At 68.3% G+C, this 13322-nt stretch carries 12 protein-coding genes; 1 reads left to right on the top strand and 11 read right to left on the bottom strand.

All coding sequences use genetic code 11. The annotated features are described in order from the left end of the window. Nucleotides 1-54: 54 nt before the first annotated feature. The 5 genes from ampD to BMW87_RS22065 are packed head-to-tail and all read right to left on the bottom strand — an operon-like array spanning nucleotide 55 to nucleotide 4964. A complete protein-coding gene (gene ampD / locus BMW87_RS22045; protein WP_093078636.1) occupies nucleotides 55-648 on the bottom strand; it encodes a 1,6-anhydro-N-acetylmuramyl-L-alanine amidase AmpD in 594 nt (197 codons plus the stop codon). Beyond that, complete coding sequence (locus tag BMW87_RS22050) at nucleotides 635-2191, bottom strand: sigma-54-dependent transcriptional regulator (protein ID WP_093078637.1); 1557 nt, start codon at nucleotides 2189-2191, stop codon at nucleotides 635-637. Before BMW87_RS22050 ends, ampD begins: the two co-directional genes overlap by 14 nt. Nucleotides 2192-2195: 4 nt before the next feature. After that, nucleotides 2196-3893: a two-component system sensor histidine kinase NtrB gene (locus BMW87_RS22055; protein ID WP_093078639.1), complete on the bottom strand. Its 1698-nt coding sequence runs from the start codon at nucleotides 3891-3893 to the stop codon at nucleotides 2196-2198. Next, nucleotides 3890-4150 carry a PP0621 family protein gene (locus BMW87_RS22060; RefSeq protein ID WP_093056197.1) on the bottom strand — a complete coding sequence of 87 codons (261 nt, stop codon included), beginning with the start codon at nucleotides 4148-4150 and terminating at the stop codon, nucleotides 3890-3892. Before BMW87_RS22060 ends, BMW87_RS22055 begins: the two co-directional genes overlap by 4 nt. Nucleotide 4151: 1 nt before the next feature. Further along, nucleotides 4152-4964 (bottom strand): cytochrome C assembly family protein, encoded by an 813-nt coding sequence (locus BMW87_RS22065; protein WP_093056195.1) that lies wholly within the window; start codon nucleotides 4962-4964, stop codon nucleotides 4152-4154. A 114-nt stretch (nucleotides 4965-5078) separates the two neighbouring features. Between BMW87_RS22065 and ffh the strand changes: the two genes are divergently transcribed. Next, entirely contained in the window at nucleotides 5079-6467 is a 1389-nt protein-coding gene (gene ffh / locus BMW87_RS22070) for a signal recognition particle protein (RefSeq protein ID WP_093056193.1), read from the top strand. A gap of 66 nt (nucleotides 6468-6533) precedes the next feature. Here the strand turns inward: ffh and BMW87_RS22075 are convergent, their stop codons facing one another. From BMW87_RS22075 to BMW87_RS22100, 6 genes are all read right to left on the bottom strand, one after another. Beyond that, entirely contained in the window at nucleotides 6534-7673 is a 1140-nt protein-coding gene (locus BMW87_RS22075) for an AAA family ATPase (protein WP_093078640.1), read from the bottom strand. Continuing rightward, complete coding sequence (locus tag BMW87_RS22080; protein WP_093078642.1) at nucleotides 7670-8569, bottom strand: RNA ligase family protein; 900 nt, start codon at nucleotides 8567-8569, stop codon at nucleotides 7670-7672. The genes BMW87_RS22075 and BMW87_RS22080 overlap by 4 nt, the downstream gene beginning before the upstream one ends. Nucleotides 8570-8847: 278 nt before the next feature. Continuing rightward, nucleotides 8848-10857 carry a glucans biosynthesis glucosyltransferase MdoH gene (gene mdoH / locus BMW87_RS22085; protein ID WP_093078643.1) on the bottom strand — a complete coding sequence of 670 codons (2010 nt, stop codon included), beginning with the start codon at nucleotides 10855-10857 and terminating at the stop codon, nucleotides 8848-8850. A 5-nt stretch (nucleotides 10858-10862) separates the two neighbouring features. Then, complete coding sequence (locus tag BMW87_RS22090; RefSeq protein WP_093056182.1) at nucleotides 10863-11066, bottom strand: hypothetical protein; 204 nt, start codon at nucleotides 11064-11066, stop codon at nucleotides 10863-10865. A gap of 193 nt (nucleotides 11067-11259) precedes the next feature. Then, the gene (locus BMW87_RS22095) at nucleotides 11260-12648 is read right to left on the bottom strand and encodes a sigma 54-interacting transcriptional regulator (protein ID WP_093056180.1); all 1389 of its coding nucleotides are present in this window, start codon (nucleotides 12646-12648) and stop codon (nucleotides 11260-11262) included. Then, nucleotides 12645-13313, bottom strand: coding sequence for a hypothetical protein (locus BMW87_RS22100; protein WP_093078645.1), 669 nt, complete (start codon nucleotides 13311-13313; stop codon nucleotides 12645-12647). The genes BMW87_RS22095 and BMW87_RS22100 overlap by 4 nt, the downstream gene beginning before the upstream one ends. Nucleotides 13314-13322: the final 9 nt, after the last annotated feature.

The following is a 13322-nucleotide window of genomic DNA, read 5'->3' on the forward strand; positions in this document are numbered from 1 at the left end:
CTGCGCTGCAAGAACGACGCATCACGAGACGCCGCACGATTGAAAAAATTAGCGCTACACCACCTGCGGCGGAAACATCTGTGGATTCCAGCCGAGCTGTTCGCGCAGCAGGCGCCAGTCGAAGCCCGCGCCCGGATCCTGTTTGCGGCCCGGCGCGATGTGCTCGTGGCCGGCGATGTGCGCGATCGCGTAGTGCTGCGCGATGGCGGCGCACAGGCTCGCGAGCGTCTCGTATTGCGGCTCTTCGAAGGGCTGGCCTTCGAGGCCTTCGAGCTCGATGCCGACTGAGTCGTCGTTGCAGTTGCCGCGGCCGCGCCACGACGACACGCCGGCATGCCAGGCACGGTCGTCGCAGCTCACGAACTGCCAGAGTTCGCCGTTGCGGCGCACGTAGAAATGCGAAGACACCTCGAGGCCGCGGATCGACTGGAAGTAGGGGTGTGCGTCCCAGTCGAGCTGGTTGGTGAACAGTTGCTGCACCGCGTCGCCGCCATATTCGCCGGGCGGCAGGCTGATTGAATGCAGCACGATGAGGTCGGTCTGCGCGCCCGTGGGGCGGGGCCCGAAGTTCGGCGAGCGCAGCGCCTTCGCGAAGCGATACCAGCCGGCTTGCCAGAGCCCGCTGTCGTTGGCTTCAGTCGTCGACATGGCTGCTCGCGCCATCGTCGCCGTTGGGCGTGGTGATACCCAGCCGCGCGATGCGGTAGCGGATCTGGCGCAGGCTCATGCCGAGCCGCGCGGCGGCCGCGGTGCGGTTGAAGCCGCTCTCGTGCAGCGCACGCACGAGGATCTCGCGCTCCTGCTGATCGAGATAGGCCTGCAGGTCGGAGGGCAGCGGCGGCGGCGCGACCTTGGGCGGCGCCACCGGCACGCTCGGAAGCGGAGCCAGCGCGACAGGCGCGTCGGTGACGGGCGACAGCGGGGCCGGCGCGGACGCCGCGGCTTCGGCCGCAGCAGTGAAGCCGCCCATCAGGTCGAGATGAAGTTCGTCGCCATCGTTCAGCGCCACTGCGCGGTGCAACAGGTTTTCGAGCTCGCGCACGTTGCCGTTCAGCGGATGCTGCGCGAGGCGGCGCAGCAGTTCGTTCGACAGATGCGGCACGGGCAGGCCGCCGTCCTGTGCGATGCGCGAGAGCAGCGCGGCGCACAGCGCGGGCAGGTCCTCGCGCCGGTCGCGCAGTGCGGGCACGGCGATCTCGATCACGTTGAGGCGGTAGAAAAGATCCTGGCGGAAGCGGCCGGCCTGCACTTCGGCATGCAGGTCTTTGTGGGTGGCGCTGACGATGCGCACGTCGACAGCTTCTTCCTGGGTCGAGCCGATCGAGCGCACGCTGCGCTCCTGGATCGCGCGCAGCAGCTTCGACTGCATGGCCAGCGGCAGGTCGCCGATCTCGTCGAGAAACAGCGTGCCGCCGCGCGCGGCCTGGAAGTAGCCGTCACGGTCTTGCGAGGAGCCGGTGTACGAGCCCTTGCGCGCGCCGAAGAACTCGGCTTCGAGCAGGTTCTCGGGAATCGCGCCGCAGTTCACTGCGACGAATGGGCCTTCGCTGCGCTGGCTGCAGGCATGCACCGCGCGCGCAACCAGCTCCTTGCCGGTGCCCGATTCGCCACGCACCAGCACCGGCGCCATGCCGCGCGCCACCTTGGCGATGCGCGACTTGACGAGGCGCATGGGCTCCGATTCGCCCACGAGACGGTCGAGCGCGGCGATGCCGGTGCCGGAGGTGACCACCGTTGCGTCGGCGCTGTTGTTGCTCGCGGGTACCGCTTGCACGGGCTTGGCCACCGGCTGCGGCGCCAGCCGCGCCTGCACGGCGGAAGCCACGACGGCGCGGAACTGCTTCAGGTCGACCGGCTTCGTGAGGTAGTCGAAGGCGCCGGCCTTCAGCGCTTCCACCGCGTTCTCGGCCGAACCGTAGGCCGTCATCACCACGCAGCGCTCGCTGCGCTGGGCCTTCTGGATGCGGTGGATGATCTCCATGCCCTGCCCGTCGGGCAGCCGCATGTCGGTGATCACGGCGTCGAAGCGGCCGGCCTCCAGGTGCTGCCAGGCTTCCGACACGCTGCCCGCGGCCTCGACGCGATAGCCCTCGCGCAGCAGCGTCAATTCATAGAGCGTGCGCAGGTCGGGTTCGTCGTCGATGACCAGGATCTGCGCCGGTCGTTGGGCGGAAGGGGGGGGAGTGCTCACGGCGCTATTGTGTCAGCCGGTTTTCGCTGGGGGCGAAGCTGACGAAGAATTCGTTGCCCTCGGGCCCGCCCGGCACCAGCGCGCGCCGCTCGTAGCCGATGGTGGCGCCATGCCGCCGGCACAGCTCGCGGCACAGGAACAGGCCGAGCCCGCTGGAGCGGCTCTCGGAAGAAAAGAAAGGCTCGAACAGGTGCCGCTGCACCGCCGGCTCCAGCGGCGCGCCGTCGCTCCACACCATCAGGCTGGGGCGGTTGGTGCCGCTGCGCTGCAGCGCGGTCAGCACCTGGATCGAGTCTTCGCGCTTGCCGGCGTAGCGCGAGGCGTTGTCCAGCAGGTTCACGATCAGGCGGCGCAGGTGCTCGGCGTCGAAGCGCACCTCGCTGCTGGGCGCATCGAGCGACACCAGCACGCCCTTGCGCTGGGTCTGGCGCACCCATTCCTCGGCCAGCACCTGCACCGCAGGGTCGAGCACGACCTGCTCGCCGAGCGACAGCACGCGCTGCTGGCGGGCGCGCGAGACGTCGAGCACGTCGTCCACGATGCGCGCGAGCCGCTGCGCGTTGTGCTGCACCATGCTCGTGAGCTTACGGTGCGCCGGGTCTGTCAGGTCTTCGTTGAGCAGCGCGCTGGCCTGGGTGATGGCGGCCAGCGGGTTGCGGATTTCATGCGCCACGGCCGCCGACATGCGGCCCATTGCGGCCAGCTTCTCGGTGCGGATGCGGGCTTCGAGCTCGCGCAGGTCCTGCAGGAACATCACGCACAGGCTGTCGATGCGTTTTTCGCTGGTGGGTGTGAGCCGCGTGCGCACGCGCACCTCGCGCGCCGCGCCGCGCACCTGCGCCACCGGGATTTCTTCCGTCTGCGGCGCCCGCCGCGCGAAGGTCTGGCGCGCCAGCGCGGCCAGCGCATGCCAGGCAGGCTGGGCATGCAGCGGGAACGGCAGCGTCAGCTTCGCCAGGCCCTGGCCGAGGATGGCATCGGCTGCTGGGTTGGCCGCATGTACCAGGCCTTCGGCGTCGATCACCAGCACGCCTTCGCTCAGCGTCTCGATCACCAGGTCGTTGACCTGCGCCTGCATCTGCGCGCTGCTGCGGCTGCGCTGCGCCACGGCTTCCTCGCGCGCCAGCCGGCGGGCCATTTCGTGCGCGAGCAGCGCCACCACGAAGAGACCCGTGCCGGTGAGCGCCGCCTGCACGAAGCGCGGCGAAGAATCGCCCGGCTGCTGCAGCCAGTGCCAGCCCGCGTCGGCCAGCAGCAGCAGCGTGACCGTGGCGGTGGTGCCCAGGCTCACGATCATGGTGCCCAGCACCGCGCTCATGAGCACCGGCAGCGCGAACAGCGGCGTGTAGTTGACGTTGCCGCCCTGCAGCACCTGCAAGGCGGTGAAGGCGGCCAGATCGATGCCGATGGTCAGCAGCCAGAGCGCGGCAAAACCGCGGATCGGCGGCTGCACGCGCGTGTAGCGCATGCCCAGCCAGGTCGCGGCGAGGTAGAGCGCCGAGATGGTGATGGCCACCGGCTGCATCGTCTGCCCGATGACAAAGGCCACGCCCTGCAGCAGCATCAGCACCAGCGCGATGAAGCAGCGCGCGGCCATGAAGCCACGCCAGAGCCGGATCAGCGCCGAGCTTTCGCCCGTGCCCTGGTCGAGCACGTCCCAGTCGGTGACCGGCTCGCCGCGCGACCAGAGGGGGGCGCTCATTGGGGCGTTGCGGCTTCGCGGTGCGCGGTGCTGCAATAGACCGCGCCGCCGGGGCCGGCGATGGCATCGGTCGCCGGCAGGTGCAGGCCGCAATGGGCGCAGCGCACCATGGCCTGCGGCGGGCCGGCTGGTGCGGCGGGGCGCTGCTGCGCCTTGGCCGCGCGCTCGCGCATGGCGTCGCGCATTTCTTCGCGGCGGTTCTTGCGCCAGAGCCAGATCGCGACCCAGAGCACCGCGAGGACGAGGAGGTATTTCATTTCAGACGGGAGGACGCGCAAGCACCACTTCGAGCACGAAGCGTGAACCCACGTAGGCCAGCAGCAACAGGGCCGAGCCGGCGTACAGCACGCGGCGCGCAGTGCGGCCGCGCCAGCCGAAGCGGGCCCGGCCGATCAAAAGGATCGCGAAGGTGATCCAGGCGAGCACCGAGAAGATGGTCTTGTGGTCCCACTTCCAGACGCGGCCGGCGGCGCCGTACAGCTGCTCGCTGAACAGCAGGCCGGCCAGCAGCGTGGCCGACAGCAGCACGAAGCCGGCGGTGACGAATCGGAAGGTGAGCCGTTCGAGCGTGAGCAGCGGCACGCCGCCCTGCGGCTCGGCGGTGGCCAGGCGGATCTGCTTTTCGGCACGGGTGATCAGCCAGGCGTGCACGACAGCGGCGCCGAACAGGCCGTACGAGGCAATGCCCAGCGCCAGATGCAGCGGCAGCCACGGCGAAGCCGTGACGTGCAGCGGCGTGCCGGGAAACAGGATGGCCAGCAGCACCGCGGCCGCGCCCAGCCAGGCGAGCGCACGCCGCACCTTCAATTGGGGATACATGCGGCTTTCGACCGCGTAGACGGTGAGCACCAGCCAGGCGGTGACCGACAGGGCGGGTGCGAAACCGAAGCGCGGCTCGCTGCCGATGAGGCCGTGGGCCAGCACGGCGGCATGCAGAATCCACGCAATTCCGAGGGCCCACTGGGTCGATTGACGGCTCAGTTTGGCACCGGCACCGGCAACGAAACCGTAGGCAACCGCAGTGGCGATGCCCAGCGCCACGCCGAGCGGGGAGGGGATCGCTAAAATCATCGGCCGGAGTGTACCGGCTCGCCCTTGCGTTCCCCGCGCCCGACTTCAAGTTCTCTCCTCGTCTCCAAGACTTTCCATCCGGCCCGCAGCAGCGGGCAGCAAGGCATTCCGCTCATGGCCACCGCCCTCACAGAAAAGTTCTCCCGCCTCGTCAAGACGATGAGCGGCCAGGCCCGCATCACCGAAAGCAACGTGCAGGACATGCTGCGCGAAGTGCGCATGGCGCTGCTGGAGGCCGACGTGGCGCTGCCCGTGGTGCGCGACTTCGTCGCCCGCGTGAAAGAGAAGTCGCTCGGCCAGGAAGTGCTGGGCTCGCTCAAGCCGGGCCAGGCGCTGGTCGGCATCGTCAATCGGGAACTCGCCGCAACCATGGGCGAGGGCGTGTCCGACATCAACCTCGCGGCCCAGCCGCCGGCAGTGATCCTGATGGCCGGCCTGCAAGGCGCCGGCAAGACCACCACCACCGCCAAGCTCGCCAAGCACCTGATCGAGAAGCGCAAGAAGAAGGTGCTCACCGTGTCGGGCGACGTGTATCGCCCTGCCGCCATCGAGCAGCTCAAGACCGTTACCAAGCAGGCCGGCGCCGAGTGGTTCCCGAGCACGCCCGACCAGAAGCCGCTGGACATCGCGCGCGCCGCGCTCGACCACGCCAAGCGCCATTACTTCGACGTGCTGCTGGTCGACACGGCCGGCCGCCTTGCCATCGACGAAGTGCTGATGACCGAAATCAAGCAGCTGCATGCGGCGCTCGACCCGGTCGAAACCCTGTTCGTGGTCGATGCCATGCAGGGCCAGGACGCGATCAACACCGCCAAGGCCTTCAAGGAAGCGCTGCCGCTCACCGGCATCATCCTGACCAAGACCGATGGCGACTCGCGCGGCGGCGCGGCGCTGTCGGTGCGCCAGGTCACGGGCGTGCCGATCAAGTTCGCGGGCACCAGCGAGAAGATCGACGGCCTGGAAGTGTTCGACGCCGAGCGCCATGCGGGCCGCATCCTGGGCATGGGCGACATCGTCGCGCTGGTCGAGCAGGTCACGGCCGGTGTCGACGTGGCGGCGGCGCAGAAGCTCGCGGCCAAGGTCAAGAGCGGCGCGGGCTTCGACCTCAACGACTTCCTCGGCCAGCTGCAGCAGATGAAGCAGATGGGCGGCCTCTCCAGCCTGATGGACAAGCTGCCCGCGCAGATGGCCGCCAAGGCCACCGAAGCCGACATGACCCGCGCCGAGCGCGACATCCGCCGCAAGGAAGGCATCATCAACAGCATGACGCCGCTGGAGCGCCGCAAGCCCGAACTGCTGAAGGCCACGCGCAAGCGCCGCATCGCGGCCGGTGCCGGCGTGCAGGTTCAGGAAGTGAACCGCCTGCTCAACGAGTTCGAGCAGATGCAGGGGATGATGAAGAAGATGAAGGGCGCCGGCCTCATGAAGATGATGAAGAAGATGGGCGGCATGAAGGGCATGGGCGGAATGGGTGGGCCCGGCGGCCCGAAGCTGCCGTTCTAGGCGAACGCTTCGCCCCTCCATATATATAAGAAGGCCCGCCGGTTCGCACTGGCGGGCCTTCTGTCTTCAGGTCTGCACTTCGTAGACCGTTTCGTGCGCCTCGGTTGGCGCAGGCAACTCCCAGCGGTGCAGCATCCGCTCGATGCCCGCGTTCGACAGCGTCGTGTCGCGCTCGCGGTTGCGGCGCATCAGCTCTGCGTGCGGCGCTTCCAGGTACACCAGCTCGATCTGCGCGTGGTAGGCCCATAGCAGGTCGAGCGTCTTGGTGCGCATCTGCTGGCTCAGGTGCGTGGCGTTCCAGACGAAGCGCTGCTGCTTGCGCAGCAACGCCTTCGCCTGATCGACCGCGTGATGTGCCGCGAGCCCGTCGTTCTCGCCGTGCTTCAGGCCCAGCTCGGCGCGCGCATCGTCGAAGGACACAACCGGCCAGCCCTTGCGGTGCCGTGCCACCCAGTGGTTCTTGCCGCTGGCCGGCAGGCCGCACATCACCGTTACCCGTGAGCCCGGCGTCTGGAACAGCGGGTAGTCGGGGCTGGTGTCGGCTCCGCGGAAGTAGGCCAGGCGCGTGTGGGCGTCGACCATCTGGCGAGGGCCTTCCCAGCAGCCTTCTTCCTGTGCCAGCTCCTCGAAGAGCGCGATGTCGGCCATGCTGTCCGCGCGCTTCTCGTAGTGGCGGCCGAGCATGTCGCAGCGCGCCACGCAACACAGGTCGGGCAGGCTCAACTCCCAGGAGAGCTTGTGCACCAGCCACTCCGGCCGCACGCCCTTGCGCGAGGCGAAGGCGTGGAACGGCACCTGGTGCACGGCGATGATCCGGCAGACGGCCTCGCGCAGCGCGAAAGGCACGCGGGCCTTCCACATCAGCACCCGCACGTCGACCGCGCCGCGGCGCGAGTGGCCGGGCTGGCCGATGCGGCCGTTGGCTTCGTCGATCACCGTGGTGTCGGGCTTGGCGATGTCGTGCAGCAGGCAGGCCATGAACAGCACGAAGCGGCCGTCGGCATCGGCACGCTGGTAGTGCGCGTCCTGCATCAGCGCGTCGAGCACCATGCGTGTGTGGATGCCGACGTTGCCTTCGGCGTGGTAGTACGGGTCTTGCGGCGTCTCTTCGAGGCGCAGCAAGGCCGGCAGCAGGTCGCAGCATTGCGCCCAGTCGGTGCCTTTGTCGGGCGCGGGCACCAGGGCGCGCAGATCGTCGTATGTCATCGCGGCCTCCCTTGGGTTGCGAGTTCGGCGGGGTCGCGCAAGGTGCGCAGCCCCAGGTCTTGCCAGGTGACCGGCGGCGTCGGTGCGTAGAGGTCTACGCCGGGCGCGAGCCGGTTGGGCAGCACCGGCCGGCGGCTGTGGTGCGAGCCCGAGTCGAGGATGGTCTGGACGAAGTCCGGGCGCACCCACTTGTAGCGGCCCGTCACCTGCCCATCCGATTCGGTCTTGAGGTACAGGCCCTCGGCCAGATCGGACAGGTCGGTCTGCTGGCGCACGCGATCGAGCGGCTGGCCTTCGTTCGCCACCGCGTCCTCGAAGGCCGTCTTCCAGTCCGCGCTGCGCGCCAGCGAAGGCCGCACGAGCGCTCGCAGTGCTTTGGCATGGCGCGGCATCTCGCCTTCGTAGAGCACGGGCACCGGCAGCACGGGGCTGCCCGCGAGCAACGCATGCCGCGCCGGTGTCGAGAGAAAGCGCTGCGCCTGCCGATCGTAGATGTCGAACTCCAGGAAGAAGGCCGGCAGCCGGTCGTACCAGCAGCTGTGCTTGGCAAAGCACCATTCGCCGTACATCACGTAGCGGTCTTCGAGTCGCTCCAGCAGCGCTGCTTCATGGGCGGCGGCCCAGTGCTTGAACAGGTTGAACTGCCGCTCGCCGGCGCCGCCTGCGAGGTAGTGGCCGCGCGATTGCAGCAGCAGTTCGCCTGCCGACGTGAATGAAACGGCCGCATTGGCGCCATCGAGTTTTTCCTCGATGACCACGTGCTGGCCATGCAGCGCCGACAGCGGCGTCTGGCCGTCGTCGCTGTCGCCGGCCTGCAGGCGCGAGCCTTCCAGATGCGCAGTACGCGGGTACTTGAGCAGCGGAATCGATGAAAGAGAAGAAGAGAGAGGGAACACGTTGTTCTCCAGATGGAAATCAGGAAGAACCGACAACGTGCGGGAGCGAAGCTGTAAAGAGTGCGGTCAGCGGAAAGCGCAGCCAGGCGCCCGACTTGACCAGCAATGAAGTGGCGTTGTGTCGGCGTCAGAGGGTGATGACGGCGAATCGGGGCACTTGGCGCTCCAGGGGATCGAGGGATCCGTGGGTTGAAAAAAGGAAGGCGCGATTCTAGCCACGCGCCATGAAAAAAGCCGACCCTGAGGCCGGCTTTTCGAGGTGCTGTGTCTTCAGCGCATCAGGCGGTTGCCAGTGCGGGGCGCGCCAGGCGCACTGCATGCATCCATGCGCGGCGCAGCACGGCCGGCGAGCGCGATTCCTCGGGAATCAGCAGGTAGCCGCGGTCACGCAGCGTGGTGCCCAGCGCGATCTGGCTGGTCAGCACGGTCAGCGGGATCGCCAGCAGCAGCGGCAGGCCAACGGGCATGAGCCAGATCAGAGCGCTCGGGTCGATCATCGCGACGCCGACGGCCAGCATGGCGATCACCAGCGTCATGGGGGCCAGCTGCGAGGCAGCGACCTTCCACGGCACGGCAGCGGCTTCACGCGGGGGCGACTTCCAGTCGAGCTTGATGCCGGTGAGGGCGACCAGCACGAACAGCGAGTGGGCCAGCATGCGGACCGGGGCTTGCACGATGGCAAGGCCGCTTTCCATCACCGAGCTCTTCACCAGGCCCCACGCACCGCCGTACTGGCGTTGCTCACCGCGCATCAGCACGGCAGCGATGCCCAGCACGCGCGGCAGGAACAGCAGGCACAGGGTCCAGACCCACAGGCCGGCCAGTTCGGCGGGCAGCACGCTCCAGCTCGACACGAGGCTCGAGCCGCTCAGCCACAGGGCGGTGCCCAGCGTCAGGAACGCGAGCCACAGCGGAGCCGAGACATAGGCCATGGTGCCGGTCACGAACATCGCGCGGTGCACCGGGTGGATGCCGGGCTCGGCCATCAGGCGGGCGTTCTGCAGGTTGCCCTGGCACCAGCGGCGGTCACGCTGCAGTTCGGCCAGCAGGTCCGGCGGTTGTTGTTCGTAGCTGCCGACCAGGTCGGACACCAGCCATACGTTGTAGCCGGCACGGCGCATCAGCGCAGCTTCGACGAAGTCGTGCGACATGATGCCGCCCGACATGCCGCCGGTGCCCTTGATCGGGGCCAGCGCGCAATGCTTCATGAAGGGTTCGACGCGGATGATGGCGTTGTGGCCCCAGTAATGCGATTCGCCCAGTTGCCAGAACTGCATGCCCAGCGTGAACAGGCGGCCCGTCACGCGGGAAGCGAATTGCTGTGCGCGGGCGTGCAGCGTGACGTGGCCGATGGCCTGCGTCGCGGTCTGGATGATGCCGGCGGTGGGGTTGGCTTCCATCAGCTTGACCATCGAGGTCAGGCAGTCGCCGCTCATCACCGAGTCGGCGTCGAGCACGACCATGTAGCGGTAGTCCTTGCCCCAGCGGCGGCAGAAGTCGGCCACGTTGCCGGCCTTGCGGTGCGTGCGGCGGGTGCGCAGGCGGTAGTACACCTCGACCTGCGGCTGGTTCGGGCTCTCGGCCAGGGCGGCGCGCAGGTCTTCCCAGGCGGCGCGCTCGGCGGCGGCGGTCTCGGGGTTGTAGCTGTCGGACAGCACGAACACGTCGAATTGCTTGGCGTGGCCGGTGGCCGCGACCGATTCGCAGGTGGCGCGCAGGCCGGCGAACACCGTGGCCACGTCCTCGTTGCAGATCGGCATGATGATCGCGGTGCGTGCCTCGGGATTCATCGGGTGGTTGACCACCTGTTTCGCCGAGAGGGCGTGCTTGTCACCGCGCACGGAAACGTAGAAGCCCATGAGCGCGGTCACGAAGCCGGTCACGACCCAGCCCGAAAGCAGGCCGTAGAGACCGATCTGGCCGTATTCGAGCCAGAGGTTGTCGTAGTCGGGTTGCACGCTGGCGAACAGCGACGACGCGATCACGGTGCTCAGCAGCGTGAGCATCATGAAAGCGAAGCGGCGCTGTGCGGCGGCGCGCTGCCAGGGTTGCTTGGCCTGCCGGGCGTCGTGGACGCCGGCTTCGGCGTCACGGCCCGCGCCGAGCTTGACCAGCGCGGCGGTGCCGAGGCTGTTCCAGAAACCGCGCCAGGGGCGGGGTGCCATGGAACCGCGGTTGACGGGGGGAGCGGTGACCGAGTTGGGATGGCGTTCTTCGCGAACCGGGCTGCGGTGCGAAAAATCGGTATCGGCCAGCACATTCAGTTGGGAGAAGTCGTTCGGCTTCATGTGATTTACCAACGTTGCTTGTCGAGGGAAGGGGTGTCGCCAATGGCAGGAAAGCGCTTGATCACGCAATCCGGCTCAGCGCCGCCAGCGCTTGCGAGCGCGGCCAGCGAATGACCCGCGGCACGGGGCCGCGAGGGGGAAAACTGCTTTTGACGCAGGCCGTCGCGCTGCTGACGCAGTGCGAAAGATGGGCTGGTGAGTGCTGTCATGCCTGTACAGGGGCAAACCCTGTGCCAGGCTGGAAAAACGCTTTCAGATCAACGACTTGGAGCGATCTGACGGTGTTTTTCGCGGGAAGAGGCTGCTGGAAGGCCTCAAAACCCCTGTTTTTGTCGCCGAATCCCGACAAGCCTTCTGGGCTGGTGGGGATAGGCCATATAAATCAACGACTTAGGTGCGTCGCTACTCGGCGACAGGGTCCCCACCCGGAGCGACAGCGTCGGCCTTGAAGTGGCCCGGCGTGAGTTCGTGCTTCTGCAAAAGCCGGTAGAACTCCGTGCGGTTGCGGTCGGCCAGGCGGGCCGCGTCGGCCACGTTGCCGTCCGTCAGTTTCAGCAGGCCGACGAGGTAATCGCGCTCGAAACGCTGCTTGGCTTCGGCGTAGGTCTGGACCTCGACCGTCGGCACACGCAGCGCCCGCTGCACCAGCGCCAGCGGAATCAGCGGCGAGCTCGACAGCGCACAGACCTGCTCGACCACGTTGAACAGCTGGCGCACATTGCCCGGCCAGGCTGCCGTTGTCAGCGCCTTCAGCGCCTCGGGCGCAAAGCCCGACAGCCGCTTGCCGTACTTGGTCGACAGGCGCTGCAGGAAGTGATTGGCCAAAAGCGGAATGTCTTCGCGCCGTGCCGACAGCGGCGGCAGCGTGAGCGTCACCACGTTCAGGCGGTAATACAGGTCTTCGCGGAACTGGCCGGCTTCCATCGCGGCGTCGAGGTCGCGGTGGGTGGCCGAGACGATGCGCACGTCGACCTCGATCGACTGGCTCGCGCCCAGTGGCCGCACCGCGCGCTCCTGCAGCACGCGCAGCAGTTTGACCTGCAGGGCAGGCGGCATGTCCCCGATTTCGTCGAGCAGCAGCGTGCCGCCGTCGGCCTGCTGGAACAGGCCCTTGTGATTCGCGTGGGCGTCGGTGAAGGCGCCCTTCATGTGGCCGAACAGTTCCGACTCGAGCAGCGCTTCCGGAATGGCGCCGCAATTGACGGCCACGAAGGGCTTGTCGGCGCGCGCGCTGGCCTTGTGGATGGCGCGCGCCAGCAGCTCCTTGCCGGCGCCGGAGTCGCCGCGCAGCAGCACGGAAGCATCTGACTTGGCGACCATGCGCGCCTCGGCCAGCAGCTCGGCCATGCGGTTGCTGCGGCTCACGATCTCGGCGCGCCAGCTGTCGTCGCCGGCCTTGCTCGGCGTGGTGGCGGGGGCGCCGAGCGCCAGTGCCTGCGCGATCTTGTCGAGCAGCTCGCGGCCGTCGTAGGGCTTGGTGAGGTAGGTGAACACGCCCCGCGCCGTAGCCTCGACCGCGTCGGGAATGGTGCCGTGCGCGGTGAGCAGAATCACCGGCAGCGAAGGGTGGCGCTTGCGGATCTCGTCGAACAGCTGGAGGCCGTCGCGCCCGGGCAGGCGCACGTCGCTCAGCACGAGCTGCGGATGTTCGATCTCGAGCTGCGTGAGCGCCGTCTCTGCAGAGGTGACGGCCGTGACCTGGTAGCCCGCCGAGCTCAGCCGCATCGAGAGCAGCCGCAGCATGTCCGGGTCGTCGTCGACCACGAGAAGACGGGCGCCAGAGGTGCTCATTGGTTCGGCTTGCTTCCGGTAGGCGGCGCCGCAGGTGTGGCTGCGGCCGGGGTGGTGTTGGGCCGCGCAAAGCTGCGCTCGATGGCGCGCAGGGCTTCGATGCGGTCGTTCAGCTGGTCGATGCGGCGCTGGCTGTCGCGCAGCTGCTGCACCTGCCTGTCACGGTCGTCTTCCACGCGGCGCTGCTCTACATAGCGCGCGGCCAGGGCGCGTGCCAGCGGATGCAGGGCCTGCGCCTCGGGCGCGGGGTTGGCGATCACGCGTTGCAGCAGGCCCAGCGCGCGCGCCAGGTCGGCTGGCACGCGGGTTTGCGAGAGCAGCAGCGCCAGTTGCATCTGCGCCGTGGGCGCATCGCCGGGGTCGCCGATGCGCGTGATTTCCGTGTTCAGGTCGGCGCCGTTCAGCGGGCGCACCCTGTCGGCATACGACAGCATGGCCGCCTGCGGCCCCTGCGTCATCAATGTGAAGAGCGACGAGGCCGGCTGCGTGGCCGGGGCCTTGGGCTCGGCCTCGACCGGCATCACGCGCGGCACGACCGGGGGCGGCGGCAGCGCATCGGCCTCCGCGGGCGGCTTGGGCTGCGTGGCGCAGGCGGCCAGCAGCAGGACGAAAGGCACGGTCATCGCCCCGGCGAAGGAGGAACGGCGGACGAACGAAAAAGACATGGGTCGAAG

It is taken from the genome of Variovorax sp. OV084, from assembly GCF_900111625.1.
Classification (GTDB): Bacteria; Pseudomonadota; Gammaproteobacteria; order Burkholderiales; family Burkholderiaceae_C; genus Variovorax.